General features: G+C 35.2%; 20 protein-coding genes. 4 read left to right on the top strand and 16 right to left on the bottom strand.

Annotation, left to right across the window (positions count from 1 at the left end; all coding sequences use genetic code 11):
* Positions 1 to 16: 16 nt before the first annotated feature.
* The 5 genes from WMO38_RS13895 to WMO38_RS13875 form a co-directional block, all read right to left on the bottom strand.
* Positions 17 to 997: an SPFH domain-containing protein gene (locus tag WMO38_RS13895; protein ID WP_186837461.1), complete on the bottom strand. Its 981-nt coding sequence runs from the start codon at positions 995 to 997 to the stop codon at positions 17 to 19.
* A 26-nt stretch (positions 998 to 1,023) separates the two neighbouring features.
* The gene (locus WMO38_RS13890; protein ID WP_021866663.1) at positions 1,024 to 1,707 is read right to left on the bottom strand and encodes a PspA/IM30 family protein; all 684 of its coding nucleotides are present in this window, start codon (positions 1,705 to 1,707) and stop codon (positions 1,024 to 1,026) included.
* A 170-nt stretch (positions 1,708 to 1,877) separates the two neighbouring features.
* On the bottom strand, positions 1,878 to 2,684 hold the full coding sequence (locus WMO38_RS13885) for a hypothetical protein (protein WP_349163090.1): 807 nt from the start codon (positions 2,682 to 2,684) through the stop codon (positions 1,878 to 1,880).
* Positions 2,678 to 3,376 carry an ABC transporter ATP-binding protein gene (locus tag WMO38_RS13880; protein WP_349163089.1) on the bottom strand — a complete coding sequence of 233 codons (699 nt, stop codon included), beginning with the start codon at positions 3,374 to 3,376 and terminating at the stop codon, positions 2,678 to 2,680. Before WMO38_RS13880 ends, WMO38_RS13885 begins: the two co-directional genes overlap by 7 nt.
* A 47-nt stretch (positions 3,377 to 3,423) precedes the next feature.
* Complete coding sequence (locus tag WMO38_RS13875; RefSeq protein ID WP_186837462.1) at positions 3,424 to 3,792, bottom strand: GntR family transcriptional regulator; 369 nt, start codon at positions 3,790 to 3,792, stop codon at positions 3,424 to 3,426.
* Between the two features lie 185 nt (positions 3,793 to 3,977).
* Between WMO38_RS13875 and WMO38_RS13870 the strand changes: the two genes are divergently transcribed.
* Positions 3,978 to 4,613: a DUF1836 domain-containing protein gene (locus tag WMO38_RS13870; protein ID WP_021866659.1), complete on the top strand. Its 636-nt coding sequence runs from the start codon at positions 3,978 to 3,980 to the stop codon at positions 4,611 to 4,613.
* 118 nt (positions 4,614 to 4,731) lie between these two features.
* Here the strand turns inward: WMO38_RS13870 and WMO38_RS13865 are convergent, their stop codons facing one another.
* The 5 genes from WMO38_RS13865 to WMO38_RS13845 form a co-directional block, all read right to left on the bottom strand.
* A complete protein-coding gene (locus WMO38_RS13865) occupies positions 4,732 to 5,037 on the bottom strand; it encodes a YerC/YecD family TrpR-related protein (RefSeq protein ID WP_186837463.1) in 306 nt (101 codons plus the stop codon).
* Between the two features lie 102 nt (positions 5,038 to 5,139).
* Positions 5,140 to 7,653, bottom strand: coding sequence for an ABC transporter ATP-binding protein/permease (locus WMO38_RS13860; RefSeq protein WP_349163088.1), 2,514 nt, complete (start codon positions 7,651 to 7,653; stop codon positions 5,140 to 5,142).
* A gap of 33 nt (positions 7,654 to 7,686) precedes the next feature.
* Complete coding sequence (locus tag WMO38_RS13855) at positions 7,687 to 9,162, bottom strand: ATP-binding protein (protein WP_349163087.1); 1,476 nt, start codon at positions 9,160 to 9,162, stop codon at positions 7,687 to 7,689.
* Between the two features lies 1 nt (position 9,163).
* Entirely contained in the window at positions 9,164 to 10,501 is a 1,338-nt protein-coding gene (locus WMO38_RS13850; protein ID WP_349163086.1) for a vWA domain-containing protein, read from the bottom strand.
* Between the two features lie 88 nt (positions 10,502 to 10,589).
* On the bottom strand, positions 10,590 to 11,459 hold the full coding sequence (locus tag WMO38_RS13845) for a leucine-rich repeat domain-containing protein (protein ID WP_349163085.1): 870 nt from the start codon (positions 11,457 to 11,459) through the stop codon (positions 10,590 to 10,592).
* A 136-nt stretch (positions 11,460 to 11,595) separates the two neighbouring features.
* Here WMO38_RS13845 and WMO38_RS13840 point away from each other — a divergent pair, with 136 nt between their 5' ends.
* On the top strand, positions 11,596 to 12,723 hold the full coding sequence (locus WMO38_RS13840) for a cell wall hydrolase (RefSeq protein WP_349163084.1): 1,128 nt from the start codon (positions 11,596 to 11,598) through the stop codon (positions 12,721 to 12,723).
* On the opposite strand, the gene WMO38_RS13835 is transcribed toward WMO38_RS13840, so the two are convergent.
* From WMO38_RS13835 to WMO38_RS13810, 6 genes are read right to left on the bottom strand one after another with little or no spacing between them, the layout of a single operon-like run.
* The gene (locus tag WMO38_RS13835; protein WP_186837468.1) at positions 12,694 to 13,122 is read right to left on the bottom strand and encodes a hypothetical protein; all 429 of its coding nucleotides are present in this window, start codon (positions 13,120 to 13,122) and stop codon (positions 12,694 to 12,696) included. The two genes, WMO38_RS13840 and WMO38_RS13835, sit on opposite strands and share 30 nt — an antisense overlap.
* Complete coding sequence (locus WMO38_RS13830; protein ID WP_021866651.1) at positions 13,112 to 13,783, bottom strand: hypothetical protein; 672 nt, start codon at positions 13,781 to 13,783, stop codon at positions 13,112 to 13,114. Before WMO38_RS13830 ends, WMO38_RS13835 begins: the two co-directional genes overlap by 11 nt.
* Complete coding sequence (locus WMO38_RS13825) at positions 13,770 to 14,102, bottom strand: hypothetical protein (RefSeq protein ID WP_021866650.1); 333 nt, start codon at positions 14,100 to 14,102, stop codon at positions 13,770 to 13,772. Before WMO38_RS13825 ends, WMO38_RS13830 begins: the two co-directional genes overlap by 14 nt.
* Entirely contained in the window at positions 14,099 to 14,872 is a 774-nt protein-coding gene (locus WMO38_RS13820; protein WP_021866649.1) for a hypothetical protein, read from the bottom strand. Before WMO38_RS13820 ends, WMO38_RS13825 begins: the two co-directional genes overlap by 4 nt.
* 21 nt (positions 14,873 to 14,893) lie before the next feature.
* On the bottom strand, positions 14,894 to 16,078 hold the full coding sequence (locus WMO38_RS13815; protein ID WP_349163083.1) for a M20 family metallopeptidase: 1,185 nt from the start codon (positions 16,076 to 16,078) through the stop codon (positions 14,894 to 14,896).
* Position 16,079: 1 nt separating this feature from the next.
* Positions 16,080 to 17,477, bottom strand: a complete 1,398-nt coding sequence (locus WMO38_RS13810) for a YfcC family protein (protein ID WP_349163082.1) — start codon at positions 17,475 to 17,477, stop codon at positions 16,080 to 16,082.
* Positions 17,478 to 17,645: 168 nt separating this feature from the next.
* Between WMO38_RS13810 and WMO38_RS13805 the strand changes: the two genes are divergently transcribed.
* Together WMO38_RS13805 and WMO38_RS13800 are read left to right on the top strand one after the other, a co-directional pair.
* On the top strand, positions 17,646 to 18,581 hold the full coding sequence (locus WMO38_RS13805) for a LysR family transcriptional regulator (protein ID WP_349163081.1): 936 nt from the start codon (positions 17,646 to 17,648) through the stop codon (positions 18,579 to 18,581).
* 60 nt (positions 18,582 to 18,641) lie between these two features.
* Positions 18,642 to 19,283, top strand: coding sequence for a bifunctional 4-hydroxy-2-oxoglutarate aldolase/2-dehydro-3-deoxy-phosphogluconate aldolase (locus WMO38_RS13800; protein WP_021866646.1), 642 nt, complete (start codon positions 18,642 to 18,644; stop codon positions 19,281 to 19,283).
* Positions 19,284 to 19,606 lie beyond the last annotated feature (323 nt).

Genomic DNA, 19,606 nt, shown 5'->3' with positions numbered 1-19,606 from the left:
TTATAATTATTATAAATTAACCGATAAGTTTTTTACCACAGTTCGGGCAGAACTTGGCACCATTTACAGGTGTTCCGCACTCAGGACAGAACTTTGGTCCGTTACCTGTCTGTGCTGTTCCCGCCTGAGGCATGCCAGAAGCTGTATTAGCCTGATTCATATTATTCATCATCTGCTGACCGATTGCCATTCCCATCTGCATGCTCATCATATCACCCGCAATATTAGAACGTCCACCACCTTTTTCAAGTGAATCAGCCATAGCCATCTGTGAATACTTATTCATATCACCAACCATAGACTGTGAAGCAGCTTTAGTCTGCATCTTCTGAATCTCTTCAGGATATGAAAAGCTTGAAATCATGAAATCTGTTATTGTCAGACCAAGCTTACAAATCTGCATATCAAGGTCTTCCTTAATACCATTAGCTATCTCATATGCATTAGCCTGAAGATTGAACATATCTTTGCCTTCTTTACTTATCCACTTCATAAGAAGCTGATCAAGAACAGCAACTACACGTTCCTTAACATCATCAACTTTATAAATCTGCTTTACACCGGCAATCTTATCAATAAGTGCTACATAATCATCTACCTTGAATGTAAATGTTCCGAAAGCTCTTATAGGCATACCACCCGGTGTTGCTGCTGATTGTGTCGGTATTGATATAGGATTCTTAGTTCCCCATTTAACTGTGAATTCCTTAGTATTTACAAAAAGAACTTCCGCTCTCATTCCACTGTTAAATCCAAACTTAAATCCCTTTAATGTAGAAAGGAATGGTATGATATCTGATTCAATATCAAAACTTCCTTCTTCTTTAAATATTCCTTCTATAACGCCATTATACATAAAAATGGCATCCTGACCCGGTCTTATGATTAAGCGGCTTCCCTTTTTAATCTCGCGGTTAGTCCATTTCCAAAAAATAATGTCATCTCTGTACTCTTCCCACTCAACGACGTTGGCCAGCTGTTTACCAAATAAACCCATTATTTTACTCCTTTAACTTATAAAAATTATAAGCCCATCTTAGCCTTTAAAGCTGCAAGTTCATCATCAACAGCAGCATTATTTGGTGCTTCATCGTACTTTGCTGCAAGATTATCAATATTGGTATCTTCCTGTGAAGAATTGAGTTCTGCCATTGCATTAGCCTCATCAAGCATCTTGTTTGCCTTTGCTTCCATTCTTGTAAATGCTTCCATGCTGTTATTAGCACCTGTTACGCTTGTGCCAACTTTATTAATTCTCTCTTGAGCTTTTGCGGCCTTAACTGTAGCTTTAATTGCTGCTCTTCTTGCCTCAAGATTATCAATATCTTTTACAAGCTTATCATGCATCTGACGCATCTTTGATGCATTATCTGCTGCCACATTATATGCCTGCTGAAGTGCTGTCTGAGTTGTAACAAGCTGCTGCTTCTTTTCAAGGAAGCTTCTTGCATCAGCTTCATTGCCTGCTGTAAGTGCCTTCTCAGCATATGACTGCATCTTATTAATCTGCTCTGTACACTCGTCAAGTTCTCTTTTTGCTCTTGTCTCTTCTGCCATAACAGAAGCAGTTTCAGCCTTTACCTTGCCAAGATCGCTCTCTAAATTTCTCATGTACTGATCAATCATCTTTTCAGGATCCTCACACTTATCAAGAAGTGCATTGATATTAGATGCCATAATGTCCTTAAATCTTGTTAAAATACCCATAAAATCCTCCTCTGCAAAAGCCCCATATTTACACAATGGATTTTGCTAAAAATATTTTTTGTCAACGACGTTTTGCCGTGCTATGAAATAATTATATAATATATGTACTTAATTGTCACGCTATTTATTCAAGATTTAATTTTCTGTCCAAAATATAAATACTTATAAAATTATATACTATTATTAAAATTACAGATATTATGCCTGCCATTATAAAAGTACCCTTTACAAAACCAATTGTTGCGGCATCTGACTGCGGCATCTGACTGCGGCATCTGCATAACCTCCATAAAATTGCCGCCATACATAATAATACAAAGAATTACAAGCCCTATAAGCGAAAGAATCTGTCCGACAAAATAAAGAATTATATACCACACAAAAGCCATAATTCCCTTACTTGAATATGACAGGCTTCCAAGGTCAAGGCATACATAAAATGTGCTCAATGCCGAAATTATCGAAATAATAATATATAACACTGTAATTGCAACAACAGTCCCTGTTATACCTGATATAACCATCCCTGTTGCAGTTCCGTCTGTCTCTGCCGACATAAACATTTTAAGTTTTTTTATCCATGAATATTTTAAATCACCTGTGATAAATCCTATTGACATCATCAAAACAATGAAATCTGCAGCAAACCATATTATTGAAGCAATCATTTTACTAAAATGAAGGCTGGCTGCAGATACAGGAAGTGTGTGCATGAGATAGCCTTCATCCTTTAAAAGATTATTCCTGTATCTTAATATTGACATTACAAGTGTAATAATAAACATCGCAATAAGTGCAATAACAGCTCCTGCAATAGCAAATCTGTAAATTGTTGAAAACACAGGATTACCACCCATAGCTGTATTTATCTTATATGCACCAAATGTAACAATACTTAAAATCATAACAATAATATATATACCGGCATACATAAACCCTTGACTTTTCATCTCATATTTTATAAGTTTACCTAACATGCGAATACCTCCCTGAATAACGAATCAATACTCATATTTTTTTCTTCCCTGATAACATCAACATCCTTATGAAAAACTATTTCTCCATTTTTTATAAAAACAACATCATCAAGAACTTTCTCAACATCACTTATAAGATGCGTTGTAATAATAACACTTGCATTTTCGTTATAATTTGTAAGAATAGTCTTTAAAATATAATCTCTTGCCGCCGGGTCAACGCCACCCATAGGCTCATCTAAAAGATACACCTCTGCTTCCCTGCTCATAACAAGAACAAGCTGCACTTTCTCCCTTGTTCCTTTTGAAAGCTGTTTAATTTTTGAATTCTTTGAAATATTAAGGCTTTCAAGCATCTGTTCAGCCCTGTCTCTTCTGAAATCTTCATAAAAATCTGCAAAAAAGTTAATTGTATCTTTTACTCTCATATTTGGTGAAAAATATGTACGTTCCGGAAGATACGAAACAATCTTTTTGGTCTCAATTCCTATACTCTTTCCGCTTATCGTTACTTCACCTGCATTTTTATTTAAAATACCGGCAAGTATTTTTATAAGAGTTGTCTTTCCACTTCCATTCGGTCCAAGAATTCCTATTATTCTTCCTCTTTCGAGTGACAAGTCAAGTTCTTTTATAACCGGAATTTTTCCATAACTTTTTTTAAGTCCCTTACATTCTACTAATACATCCATAAAAATCTCCTTATTTCCTTGTAAGATTTAACATCCTGTTAGTTATCTTATTTACTGCCTGATATATAATCTGCAAGAATCTTTACTACTTCATCTTTTTCATAACCAAGGCTTTTCATATTTTCAATAAAAGCGTCCGCATATTGTTTTGTAAGTTCTTTTTGAAGCTGCTGCGACTTATCAGCCTGTTTGCTCACATAACGTCCGGAAGTTCTTATTGAGTAAAGATAACCTTCATTTTCAAGCTGTGACAGTGCTTTCTGCATTGTATTCGGATTAACTCCGGCTGTTACTGCCAGCTCCCTGACAGCCGGAAGTTTCTCATCTGCCTGAAGCTCACCAGTTGCAATACACTTTTTTATCTGTTCAATTATCTGTAGATAAATAGGTGTATTCTCATCAAAGTTCCATTCCAAATAATCACCTCTTATTTTGTATTATTGTATTACTCATATAGTACAATAATACAGTTTTATTTTTTTGTCAATAAGATTTTTATATAACATTTTTTATTTTTGGATGTATATGCCTCTTGTCATATGGTTTTTAATACTATATAATAGAGCACAGACATAAACTTTAAGAAGAAACGAGGGTTACTATGGCTAACGATAACAAAGAGCTTGTATCATCAATGCTTCGCAAGATGACAAAGCTTAATTATATAAAGCCGGGCGATGTTCCCGGCATCAATCTTTACATGGATCAGGTCACAACTTTTATGGATGAACATTTAAGTGACAGTAAACGCCATGAAGATGACAAGATTCTTACTAAGACAATGATTAATAATTATACAAAAAACAATCTTCTTCCGCCTCCCGTCAAAAAAAAGTATTCAAGGGATCATCTTTATATTCTTGCTTTTATTTACTACCTGAAAAATCTTCTTTCAATAAGCGATATACAAAAGCTTATTAATCCGCTTACTGAAAATTGTTTTGATACAGACAAAACACCTGATATGGAAGATATATACAGAGAAGTATTTAACTTATGCAAATCACAAGCTGCAGCTCTCTCAAGAGATACACTTGAAAAAGCACGCATTGCCGGCAAGTCATTTGAATATGTTGAAGATGAAGAACAGCGTGATTTCCTTGAGTTATTCAGTCTTATATCACTTTTAAGTTTTGATGTTTATATGAAAAAAAATATGATTGAAACACTTATTGATGATTACTCTTCAAAGCATATCAAAGACAATAAATCTAATGAAAAAGATAATAAGAAATAAATATTTTTATCAGAATTTTATATTATAAAATCCCGGATGATTGTGACGAGTCCATATACTAAATTATGGAAAATCATTTTATACAATCATCCGGGATTTTTATTTACACAATTATCATTTATTCTTCTGTTTCTTCCAGCATATTGAGTCTTTTAAATACTCGGTCATATCCATCGTTGCCATAATTAAGTGAACGATTTACCCTGCTTATTGTTGCAGTTGATGCTCCTGTCTTTTCTGCTATATCAAGATATGTCTTATGTTCCCTTAACATCTTTGCAACTTCAAATCTCTGAGCCAATGAAAGTAATTCATTGATTGTGCATACATCTTCAAAGAAATCAAAACACTCATCTTTATTTTCAAGACTGAGAACAGCCTCGAAAAGCTGCTCAACCGCCGGAGTTTTTAATTTACTGTTCATACACCTACCCCATTTCTGTGACTTTAACACAAAAGCCTTTTTAAATAACCATTTAATATTTTAACACAGTAAAGTTTGAAAGTAAATAGCCTGTAAATCATATTATTCTGTTCTTAATGCAACAACCGGATCTTTCTTTGCTGCCATCTTAGCCGGAATAAGTCCTGCTATTGTTGTAAGGAGCATGCTTATAATAACAAGAATCACTGCACCTGCAACAGGAAGCTGTGCCACATTAGAAATATCTGTTACATTTTTTATAACAGCATTAGCCGGTATACACAAAATCAATGTTATTATTATACCCATCGCTCCTGATACGAAACCTTCAATAAGAGTTTCTGCATTAAATACTCTTGATACATCTTTCTTTGATGCACCTATACTTCTTAAAACACCAATTTCTTTTGTTCTCTCCAGAACTGAAATGTATGTTATAATTCCAATCATTATTGATGAAACTATAAGAGAAATCGCTACAAATGCAATTAAAACCGAAGAAATTGCCGTAATAATAGTACTTACAGATGACATAAGGATTCCTACATAATCAGTATAACTTATTGTATCCTCATCTCTTCCATCAGCTGTTACTTCGTCATTATAATTCTTAATAAAATCCTGAAGTTTTTCTTTTGAATCAAAATCTTTAGCATATATATCAATCTCTGAAGGGTTGTCTTCACTTGCTATGCCAAGTAATGATTTGTTATTTTCAAGCGTTGAAATTGATGTCTTATCATTATCAAATGACATTCCTGTAAATACATCTTTTTCAGGGTCTGCGAGCTGCTGTTTTACAATCTGTGTTTCATTTACTTTATCAATTATATGAGGCATTAAATCCTTTGTATATGCAACACCACTGCTTACTGAAACACTTGCCGCATCAGGATTTTTTCTTATAATTCCTGCAATCTTAACCTCTTCAGCATTATTCACAACTGTTGTCATATATTCATCATCATGTGATGCATCTTCCCATATTCCAAGTGTATCATTATATCTGTACAAATCTGTAGGAAGAACAAGTTTGAACTTCTTGTCAAGGACTTCATCATATGTATACTGTGTTTCTTCTGTCTCATATGAATTTCCAGCCATAACATTCTTAAAAATTTTCTTTACTTCGGCCGGATCCTTAAATCCAAGTGAATACAATGTATAGTCATCTATCTCATTATTTTCATCTACCACAAGCATAACTTCGTTGTAATTATCTGCCCAGCTTCCGGCTATAAGATCATACTGTTCATCAAGCATCTGTCTGTTATCAAAAAGACGTGACCATACACTTGTATTCTGCATGCCCGCTGACATCATGCCGTCACCTGATACAGACATTCCATACATATTTTCCATAACAGAACTTGGATTAAGCTGTGTAACACCATCTGATGTATCAGTTGAATAAATGTATAACGGAACATCATAACTATATTGTATATCACTTATATAACCATCAACATCACACTTATGATTTTCAAGATATGACTTAAATGCTTTAAGATTATTGCTGTTTACCTCAGCAACCATACTGTTTACCATATCAGTCATAATGTTATTACTGTAAATCTTATCCTTGTCATGATCAACATTTTTATCTTTATTACCCATCATATTCTCAATCATGCTGCTGACATCGACACTTTCTTTCTGAAGCTGTATAGGATAACTTGAAAGTGTATCTCTCTGCACGCGGTCAATATAATTCTGAATACCATTGGATATTGACAAGATAAGTGCAATACCTATAATTCCGATACTTCCAGCAAAAGCAGTAAGGATTGTCCTTGTCTTTTTTGTCATAAGATTATTAAGACTAAGGCTTAACGCTGTAAAAAATGACATAGATGTCTTCTTTTTCTTTGTTTTACCCGACTTTTTATCAGTTAAAGAATCCTCATCTGTCTTCGTTGTAATATTATCGTCTTCACCATTATATGGATTACTGTCATCCGTTATTGTTCCATCAAGAAGTCTTATTATTCTTGTTGAATACTGTGTTGCAAGTTCCGGATTGTGCGTTACCATTATTATAAGCCTGTCTTTTGAAATCTCTTTTAGCAAATCCATTATCTGGATACTTGTCTGTGTATCAAGTGCTCCTGTAGGTTCATCTGCAAGAAGTATATCCGGGTCATTGACAAGTGCTCTCGCTATTGCAACTCTCTGCATCTGTCCACCTGACATCTGATTCGGTTTCTTATGAATCTGCTCCTTGAGACCTACTTTTTCAAGTGCTTCTGTTGCACGCTGTCTTCTCTCGGCTTTTGACACACCAGACAATGTAAGTGCAAGTTCAACATTTGACAAAACTGTCTGATGCGGAATAAGATTGTAGCTTTGGAATACGAATCCAATAGAATTATTTCTGTATGCATCCCAATCCCTGTCTTTAAAATCTTTTGTCGATCTGCCATTAATCTTCAAATCACCGCTTGTGTACTTATCAAGTCCTCCTATTATATTAAGAAGAGTGGTCTTTCCACATCCTGATTGGCCCAATATTGAAACAAATTCACTGTCACGGAACTTCAAATCTATCCCTTTAAGAGCTTCAACCGATGTCGTCCCCGTAACATAAGTTTTTCTTATTCCATTTAACTCAAGCATAACATTTCCTTTCCCGAAGCGATGTATTTTTGCTTATATCTCGTCCAAAAGCTGCTGTCTTGCATTATCTCTTAACATATTCTTATTGTAATAATAAAATTTATCACAACCATTCTCCTGTATAAATGATATACTGTAAAATCCTGCTGCCAGCTCAGTCACAAACAGAACCATCTCCGGTCCATGTCCAAACGCTTTCTCGGCAAAATCAAAAGCATTGTTTAATTCTAACATAATCTGTTGTGATAATGCCTCACGTTTATCTGAAAGTTTCATAAATTCTGATGAAATTATTGTAAACACATCTGTATGTTCACTGACACCTGCATTTTTTACTGCCAGTTCATAATCACCAATTTCACGTATTACAGCCGCATTAACAGCCTGTGCCTCTTCATCCCACAGGCCTTTTTCTTTATCACGCAGATATGTGTTTCTCATATCTTTAACAACATCCGAAAATACAAGTGCTTCATTTTTCTGAAAAAACTTTAATTCATCGAAAAGTTTCTGTGCCGTCATTGTCATTCTGTAATACTTTTTAAATTCAGCATTTAATGCTCCCAGGACAAGACTCACTACACTTATTCTCTCATCAAATGGTGCTTTTGCCAGACGAGTATACACACTCTGTGCTGTATTTGCCAAAAGAATATCTTTGACATTGTAAGATTTTTCATATTTGTAATACAATACAAGATAATTGGCAAAATCCATAGCAGTATCTTCATCCTGAAGATACTGTGAAATCACCTGCTCATCCACAGAAATTCCAAGCTTTTCATATGCCTTTATTATATCAGACAGATCTTCCCATCCCCTGGCTGTGACAAAACGCTTGCCTTCAACCGTAGTTTCTATCTTATAAAAGTTCTCCTGTCTTGCATCAAGATAAGAAAGAACTGCTGCATGTATGCCTTTTTTTCGTGCATAATTCTTCCAAATATCATAATCCGGCGTAACTTCTATATACTTGACACGGTCAAGTGTAACAACGTCAAAATCCCTGACTGAACGGTTATATTCCGGTGGATTCCCCGCTGCAACAATTATCCATCCATCCGGAACTTTCGTATTTCCAAACATCTTTGCCTGAAGAAACTGAAGCATAACAGGTGCAAGTGTCTCAGATACACAATTTATCTCATCTATAAATAAAATACCTTCTTTTATTCCTGTCTTCTCAATCTTATCATGCACAGATGCAATAATCTCACTCATTGTATATGATGTAACTGAATATTCATTTCCATCATATACCTTTTTATCAATAAAAGGCAGACCCATCGCACTCTGTCTCGTATGATGTGTCATAGTATATGCAGCAAGTGATATACCACATTCTCTTGCTGCCTGATCCATTATTGCAGTCTTACCAATTCCCGGAGGTCCGATAAGCAGTACCGGTCTTTGATGCACAGACGGAATAAGCGGATTCCCATCCTCATCTTTTGCAAGATATGCTTTTACTGTATTCTTTATTTCTTCCTTTGCTCTTTCAATATTCATGTTATTCCTCAACTTTCCATTCAACTCTTATTGCCCAACCCGGCACAATTCTATCTGCATCATACATTTCAGGAAAAACAAATGCAACATCATATGGTGGCTTATGTTCAGGATAAATTCCATATCCGTCCGTAAAATAAAGCACACCTTTAAGACTTTTGAGTTCTCCCATCTGTCTTAATTTTTCTATATAATTAAATGCCGGCCGGAAATCTGTTCCTCCAAAACCTTTTACAGCAAAATTATCCTTGAAACTTTCTGCCTGTTTCAAATTATTTATAACAATATCTTCCTGAACCTGATTATCACACTGTATAATATGCAGTCTTATTTTTTCAAAAAACAAATCTGATTCTGTAAGAATTCCCAAAGTCTCATTAATAAACTTCTGGACAAGCGTAAATGCACATGACCCTGATGTATCTATCACTATAACAAAATCCTTAATCCTACTCTCTTCCCTGTATTCAAGTTCTTCTATAAGAGGCATATTACCATACACAGTCATTCCGTAATTATAAAATCCATAATCAAATGAGTCCATATCCACATGCATACTTTCTCTTGTCACAGCAAATTTTCTCAAAAAATCACGATAAGATATTTCCTTGTGATTAACTGCTTTGAGCATCTTTAAAAGATTGCCTTTTGTATCTCCTCTGCCCGAATCAAATGTCATTGCCGACTGCATCTTCTTTGCAGCATTCTCCCACTTTTCTTCCTGCTTATTATTATCTTCATCGGAGCTTCTGTTATCTTTATCGCTCTGGTCTGCATGCCAGTATGCATGGTCGTCAACTTCAAACTCCCCTGATGCAATCCACATCTGTGCCTGATTATTCATCTGCGTCTTTAATATATAAAATATATTAGCTGCACTAAGCACATGGCTTTTATCAAGAATCTCCTTATATATCTGCTGCCGCTTTGTATTCTCTGGCTTTATAACACAGCTTAATTCAATTCCATCAACAAGATATTCTGCACATATGTCACATGACAGATTCCAAAGCTGTATATCGTCTTCATCTTTATACTTTTCTGCGTCATATATATGCCTGAACAGACAGTGCATTATCATATGTAAATACGCCCTATTGACATCTGTCGGATTCTTTTTGTAATTTTCTATAAGAAGAACAGGATTATAATAAAGGAAGCTGCCGTCTGTCGCCACAAACCTGATACGCCTGTCCGCCTTATACCCAAGCATATTCAATGCAAGAAACATATAACGCATTCCAAGAAAAAGTTCCTGTTTTGCCATATCAAGAACCTTTATTCCCGTCTTTTCCCAATCTCTTTCTTCTTTGTTCTTAGTATTAATATTGTCTTCCACTTATCTTTCCTTAACTATAATAATAAAGCTGCCACTTTGTTTGTTGATAATATCAATATATCACTTTTAATATCATTTTGCATTGGATTCAAAATTCAAACTTTCTGTGAGAAGGTGCAAAATGCTTTTTCTGATATGCAAGAAGCTGCCCCAGCCCCTCCATATGAGAATTTTCTCTTGCAGTATCTATACATGACATACATGATTCACGGTCAAGTATTTCCATGGAAAATATAAGGTTTAAACCGTCATAATCTTCATTTTTCACCATATCATTCACTATCTCAATAATATTTTTATTAAGATAATCTTTATACTGCCGTTTTGCATCTTCAGATAATTTATATGGATACTTCAACCTGTAACATGCAATCTTATATGATGCATCTTTAACGTCAATATACATTCCTGCCTGAAATAATCTGTCATACTGCATATAATTAACATCAGCACCGTCAACACATTCCCTGTACTGTATCCCTGAACCTTCCGTAATCTGATTAACAATTCTTGCCGGCGTATTTTCTTCATAATTATAAAGATAATATGGAAATACCAGCACGGCATCATCATCGTCGTAATGTATAGTCACCTTAACTTCATTATTTACTTCCGACAAAACACCTTTTAAACACTTGGTGTTCAGACCTGTTCCGATTATATTTATGTTATGAAGCCTGTAACAGTTTTTAAATGCACCATCACCAATATCCGTAACGGTATCATAAAGTGTTATTGATGCAAGATTCCTACAATTGTAAAATGCATGTGCACCAATCGAAACGACTGTCTCCGGCAGTGTTATTTCAACAATTTCCCTATGTTCACTAAACGCAAATGCCCCAACTGAAACTATCTTCTTATTATCTATTTTTTTCAAAATTGTAATTTTTTCTTCTTCTCCTGAATATTGTTTTAAAACAGCTTCGTCCATATTCAAATCATCAAGTTCGTACATATCATTCCTCATATATTGTTTATTTTGTTAATAATAACACTTTAAAACGTCTCTTGCAATTTTATCCAATGGACTTTATAGTACGCTTATATTATAATTATGCTAATAAATGACATGATTTTTAAGGAGTTTTATTTTGGGATTTATTTTAAAAAAGCTTAAAAATTTTATAACATATAAAAAATATATATTAGCTGCCTGCACTTTGAGCCTGTCTCTTACAATTCCATATATTTCATATGCCACTACACAGGATAACCTTGACGATGCAAATCAGAAACTTGAGGAATTAAGGCAGCAGCAGGCGGATATCTCATCCGATATGTCAGACCTTGTCTCACAGATTGATGATATCAACAGCTCTCTTACTGAAATTGACGAAAAGATGCAGGATTTATCAGATAAAATTGACGACCTTTCTATGCAGAAAGAAGAACTTGACAAACAAAAAAACGAGCAATACGCTGCAATGAAATTACGGATCCAATATATGTATGAACATGGCAGCCAGAATGCCCTTGATATCATTCTAAGTTCACAGGGACTTTCCGATTTTTTATCAAAATCAGAATATGTGACGCAATTGTCTTCATATGACCGAAGAATGCTTGAAAAAATGGAAAATATAATAACGCAGATAGCCGAAAACAGTGATGAACTTGAAAAAGATTATGCTTCTTTAGATAAATTAAAGTCTGAATCATCCAGACAGTCAGAACGACTTAATGCACTTCTTGATTCAAAACAACAGGAGCTTGCATCTAACAGTGATGATATTACAAAGTTTGAAGAACTTGCCCTCCAGTATGAACAACAGCTTGAAGAAGAGCGGATACGTGAAGCCGAGGAAGCTGCCAGACGTGAGCAGGAAAAAAATAACAGTTTAAATGCCGGGGGAAACAATTATCCCCATATAGATTATACTGCTTCTGACATTGATATGCTCGCAGCTATTATTGAATGTGAAGCCGGAAACCAGTCATATGAAGGAAAATGTGCTGTGGGAAGTGTCATTATAAACCGTGTACGCAATCCACGTTTTGCCAATACAATACAGGAAGTCATATTTGCTCCCGGACAATTTTCGCCGGTTGCAAGCGGACGTTTTGCAATAGTCCTTGCAAGAGGTGCAGATAGTGCATGTGTTGAAGCTGCAACAGCAGTCCTTAATGGTTATATTAACGTAGACTGCCTCTATTTCCACGCTTACCGCGGAAGCATTGATGATGATAAATTAATTATTGGCGACCATGTATTCTTCTAACATGCGGTCTATTTTTACTTTTATGGGGGACATTTCCCCCATTCTTTTTTGTGCATCTTCCATATTCTGTTCCATCTGTGACAATTTTTGTGAGTCTTTGCCAACAGCATATACATTTTTATAAAATGCCGCCTTATAATAATCCGCAACAGCCACACACTCTTTAAAATCCTGTGTTGCATTCTTTTTATTTTCTTCAAGTTTTAATGAATATTTCTGTGCATAATCAACAGCTTTTCCATACTCATCTTCACCATATAACTTCATCAGGAAATATGTTTTACTGTCAACATTAATATTATCACTGTTTTCTTTTATTGCTATTATCATGCAGGCATTAACCAGGACGAGAAGCACAATAATAATGTCCATTATTACAATTTTTTTCTTAATTTTCATGTAAGCTCCTCTCTATAAGACATCTGCTTATTGATGCCTGCGAATACTCTGCTATTTTATCTAAATCATCATCAATAACATGATAATACTGCTTTAAAAGATTCCCCATATCTTTTCTCATCTTATCAAGATATGATTTATTTTTATCTGATATTGTACTATTTTTATCGTTATATGCTGAAATCTGGGAGTAATAATAAAATTTTGAAAGATATTCACTTAAACCGGATATATCCTGCTCTTCAAGGTTATAATTATTATCCTGTTTATTCATAAATGACTGCGACCATGAATAATATCTTGCAGCCATAAGTACCGGATATTCTTCTGAAAATGAATTGTTATCCAATGCATCAATTGAATCACTATACTTAGATAAACCTACATAGTCACCATTATCAAGATAAGAATATATCTGTTCACTAATCTTAACTTTACTGCTGTCAATCTTTGATTTTTTTACTGCCTTATTAATCGGTTCAACCAAAAATGCTGATATGAACAATATAAGTAATACTGCCGGTATAACAGCAGACAAAGCAGTTTTAGAAGCAATTTTTTCACGTTTCTGTGTCTTTTTATAAACTTCTTTTTCTGTCCTGTTATATTCTTTATCAAAATTATTCATTGATGCTTTGTGGCTTTTTTCACTGGATTTCATTAATAATATTCCCTCTCATCTCATTTATCTGCTTTGAATAATTATTTTTGTCAATTGATATAATTGTAAAAATCACAGCTATTATAACTGCTATTACGGCAGCAGTAATTCCGGCAATTTTCAAGATTTCTTTTAAAATTATTTTTTTGTCAATATAAGCAAGGGATGCCAGTCTTTTTCTTATCTGCGACATTCTCTGCATATATATTTTTTCCTGACCGTAAAAATTGGCATTGCCACAATATGGACAGTTTGCAAGTTCTTCAGGATACTCTGCTGAACAATATTTACATGTTACTGTTTTTTTCATATCACTCATTTTATGTCTCCTTGCGAATCATGTCTGTTAATACTATCTTCAATCACTGTCTGTATCTGACTTCTGCTCATGTTTTTTATGTTTTCTGATTCTTCGTCATTAATATAAAAATACGTCTTTAATATCAGACACATATCATCATGGATTTCTCTTACCTTTGTGTCAGAATCTTCGCCATATGCCGGCTTTCCATATATATAGTGAAGATTATTGTAATCATAGAATTCCGCAAGGAGACTACAGGCATCCGACAATGCCCTATTCTTATCATAAATATTATCAGAAGCAAGATATTTTGCAATATAATCATTTACAAATATATAGATCTGTGCAGCCTCTATCTGTGGATGATATGAAAGAAATGGTCCGTCTGACCAGCCGGCGATTTCAAGATTATCACAATAATTATAAAATCCATAATAATCTTTGTAATTCCAATATCTGTCAAGCTTCTCCACTACTTTATCATAATTTTGTGCCGCCTTTTTTTGTTTCTTTGCAAATTCTTTGCCACTTACAGTCATATAAACGGCAAGCCCCAGAAAAACAGCCAGCAATATAATTATATATATTCCACGCACATATACTTTCGCAGTATATGACTGGCTCGTCATCACTCTGGCATCTGCTGCATCTGTTCTTTCCTGATATTTTTTCATATCAGCATTATATTTTTTTCCAAGTGGATTTTCTTTTCCACAATGCGGACATACTGAATCTGTCAAATTAACAATACCACCACAAAAGCGGCATTTCATTTCATCTCTCACCCAACTGCACTCCTGCATATTTTATTTTTCTTTTGCAGCATTAAACTCTTCTTTTATTTCTTCTAAAAGTCCCGGATTAGTAAGCACATCACTTATTGAATCCGCCATGATTTTAGCTGCATAAACAATTGCATCATGTGCCGCCTGTGATTTTCCGGCATCAAGATATTCCTGTGAATGTGGCTGTGCATCAGGCTGTGTAAAAGCAATTCTTATACATGAACCCGGCACTTCATACAGCACATTTCCAAAATCTGTTGAGCCTGTTTTCTCACGCGGAGGTGCAATTGCAGGTGCATTTTCATATGACGCATTTTCCATCAGAAGATTGTTTACCTTATGGCATACAACTTTACTCTTAAACGGAAGGTCCCTTTGAATTTCATAAGTTGTATCCGTCATAAGCGAAGCACCTTTGATTATATTATAAAACCGCTCAACAACTTCATCAAGATATTTTGTACTGTAAGATCGAAGTGTATATTCCGCAACCGTTAAATCCGGCACAACATTTGGTGGACCTCCTGCATTACGGATTGTATAATGCATGCGTGTATCATCTTTTACATGTTCACGAAGCATTTCTATTGCATGAAATGATAAAAGTGCCGCATCTAATGCACTTCTGCCCTGTTCAGGACTTATTGCGGCATGACTCTTTATGCCATGAAAAGTTACAACAAAATTCTCCAGTGCCATGCATTTTTCATCTACAGAAGTATTAGGTGAGCCATGTGACATAAATACAAGATCAAGTTCTTTCATATATCCTTTATCAAGCATCACAATCTTTCCACCAAGAGTTTCTTCTGCCGGAGTTCCATACACAACAATTGTGCATGGATACTCTGACATACATTCTTTTACTGCTATTGCTGCACCAATCCCTGCCGGTCCCTGAAGATGATGCCCACATGCATGTCCTATCTTTTCAAGTGCATCATATTCAACAAGGATACCGATTACAGGACCTCCGCTTCCGTTTCTCCATTCAGCACGAAACGCTGTAGGAAATCCCGTTCCTCTTTCCACCTCAAATCCTTCTTTTTCAAGATAGCTGCAAAGAAGTTCTGCGGATTGATATTCTTCGCCGCTCACTTCTGATAAATCAAATATTTTATCAGCCATTGCCGTAAGCTCATCGCGACGGTTTTCTATTGATTTTCCAAGTTTTTGTTTTAAATTATTCATCATTTTTATTTCCATTTTAATATCCTATGATAAGTGCCCCAAGCATAAATAAACAGCCCAATGCAGTCCATATAAGGAAAAGCGGCATCATAAATTTGAGCCATTTGCTGTATGGAATCTTTGATACTGCAAGATATCCCATAAGTGATGATGACATTGGAAGCACAGAGTTAGAGAAACCATCTCCAAGCTGGAATGCAAGAACTGCTGTCTGGCGTGAAATTCCAACAAGATCTGATACGGGTACCATAAGAGGCATCGTTACTGCTGCCTGACCTGTTCCTGATACAATTACACAATTGATAAGTGACTGGCATATAAACATGCCGACTGCTTTAATTGAACCCGGCATAACATTAACAATATTAACAATTCCATAGACAATTGTATCAAGAATTTTTGCATCACTTAATATAACTTCGACTGTACGTGCGATACCAATTATAAGACATCCAACAACAATGCCTTTTGCTCCGTTGCCAAATTCCTTTGCAATCCTGCTTGGTCCATAACCACTTACAAGCCCACAGGCTATTCCCATAAAAATAAATAATCCCGACATTTCCTCAAAATACCAGCCTTTTTTAGAAAGTCCGTAAATAAGTATTCCAAATCCTGCTGCCATGATTACAAGAACTGCTATCTGGCTCTTTGATATACTGTCAGATACATCTTCAAATGTATATTCTGTATCTTCCTGAATTCCATATATAACACTCTTTTCAGGATTCGCTGCTACTTTTTTTGCATAAATAATTATATATGCACTTGTAGCTACAAGAAGAATGACAAGGATAACTATTCTGTAAGCCATTCCAGAAAAAAGCGGAAGTTCTGCTATATCCTGTGCCACACCGACATTGAAAGGATTAAGTATACCCGCCGTAAAGCCTACTGCTGCACCAAGTGCAATCATCGCTGTTCCTGTAACTTTATCAAGTCCAAGAAATAAAGCAAGTGTTATTCCGATTGGCACAAATATCATTACTTCTGATGACATTCCCATTGTAAATCCAAATATTGAAAATAAAGTTAAAAATACAGGAATAACTGCATATTTATGTTTTGAAAATGTCTTTGAAAGTTTTTTACATAATGCTGTCAAGGCACCTGTTGATGTAATTACTTCAAATGCACCTCCGATTATAAGCATAAATGTAATTGTTGATGCCGACTTTACAATTCCTGTATATATAGCTGACGGAATTAATAAAGGATTAAGCGGATTAGATGCGATTCTGTGATAACTGCCCGCCTCGACAAGTGTTTTTCCTGTTGCCGCATCTTTAAATCTTGTAAATTCACCTGCCGGTATAAGATACGTTGCTATTGCTGCAATAATGATAATTGCAACAAGAATTACAAACGTATGCGGCGTTTTCCATTTTTTCTTCTGCTTTTCTTCTGGCTGCATAATTTTTTCCTTCCTGATTATAAATAAATTCGACTAACATTTTATCAGTAACTGTAATGTTATTGACGATTGTCTTTTTATATTTTAATATAGTAAAAACCAAAAGTGAAATTATATGTTTTTATCGAAAGTATAAATTAAATTTATACTTTCACATGGAGAAATTTTATGATTACAGAAAAGGATATGCAATATATACTTACTATAGCCAATTACGGAAATCTCACAAAAGCCGCTGATGCACTGTTTCTATCACAGCCAGCTTTAAGCATTCATTTGAAGCAGCTGGAAAACTCTCTCGGTCTGCAGCTTTTTGAGCGTAAGGGCCGGAAAATGATACTTACATATGCCGGCGAAGAATTTGTCAAATCAGCAAGAGAAATTACGATGAAATGCTTTGAACTTGAAGACAGGATGATTGACATCCGAAAAAATGTCTCAGTCAGGCTGCGTATCGGCTATATGGTACGTCAGGTAGAATCTCTTTTCCCAACTGTCATGACTAAATTTAACAAACTTTACCCTCAATCTGTTGTTTATGCAATAGATGGTCATCTTCCTGAGCTTGAAGAACAGCTTATTGCCGGTGACATTGATATGTTTTTTGGATATAACAGTATAATTAACTCACGGCTTACATATGAAACGATTTACAACGACTGCCTTGTTGCAATTCTTCCCAAAAACCATCCTGCCGCATCAATGACCGTAAAAAAGGACACTTGTAGTTATCCATGGCTTGATTTGTCCTATGTAAAAAAAGAACGATTTATCTTACAGCACAGCAATCAAAGCATTCGCCAGCTTGAAGAAGATGCCCTTCTTTATGCAGATGTTCTTCCGGAACTTACTTATAAAATAAGCAGTATTGATGCCGGAGTCCGTCTTGCCGAACAGGGCTACGGAATTGCATTTACGTTAAACAGCTACCTTTCTTCCATGAAATTATCAGATAACTCTGCCATAATGCAGGTTGGTGACCCCAATCTTTTAATTCCATTCTCTGCCGCATATCGAAAAGAAGACTCCGCCCGCCGTGAAATTCACGAATGGATAAAACTTACCTGCGATATAACCAAAAATAAAACAATCACATCATTGTAGTTTTTTAAATATTATGTTAAAATATGTCTGAATAAATAAAAGAAAGGGGCTATTATTATAATGAGTAATATAGCAGATAAGTTTGAAGAACTTGGAGTAATTCCAGTAGTAGTATTAAATGATTCAAAGGATGCTCTTCCATTAGCAAAGGCTTTAGTTGAAGGTGGTCTTCCATGTGCAGAAGTTACATTCCGTACAGAAGCTGCTGAAGAATCTATCCGTCTTATGCACGAAGCATATCCTGATATGGTACTCGCTGCTGGTACTGTACTTACAACAGAACAGGTTGACAGAGCTGTTGCAGCTGGTGCATCAGTTATCGTAAGCCCAGGTTTCGATCCTGAAGTTGTAGATTACTGTATCTCAAAGAATATTCCTGTTATGCCTGGTATCGTAACACCTTCTGAGCTTGCTCAGGCTGTTAAGAGAGGTCTTACAAGAGTTAAATTCTTCCCTGCAACAGCAGCTGGCGGAATCAAGATGATCAAAGCTATGTGTGCAGCTTACACAACAGTAAGAATTATGCCTACAGGCGGTATCAACACATCTAACCTTGAAGAATTCTTATCATGTGACAAGATTTTCTGCTGCGGCGGTTCTTGGATGGTTAAAGGTGATATGATTAAAGCTGGCGAATTCGACAAGATTCAGAAGATGACAGAAGAAGCTGTTGCTTTAGTTAAGGAAATCCGTTCTAAATAATTCAGACTTGTTCCTGAATTATTCATCCCGGTCTTGTCCCATTACTTACATATGTTTTGTATGTAATGTGGACAGACCGGGATTTTTTATGATTCTTTGTCAAGAGTAGTGATACAATCCTTTTTTATAATATTTATTTCAAATATTGGCCATCATAAAACGGTTCGTTCAAGTGCTCTATCATCTCGCTTAAAAGATTATATTCAAGCCAACCTCTTTCTTATATTTTAATACTAACATAACTCGTCTATAATTGCAAGTATTAATATTATTTATTTATTTTAAATATTACTTGCATACTTTTAAAACATATGTTATAAGTA

This window comes from Lachnospira hominis (ex Hitch et al. 2025) (assembly GCF_040096395.1).
GTDB lineage: Bacteria > Bacillota > Clostridia > Lachnospirales > Lachnospiraceae > Lachnospira > Lachnospira hominis.
Note: the sequence above shows the minus strand (reverse complement) of the source record. Positions and strands in the feature narration are given on the sequence as shown.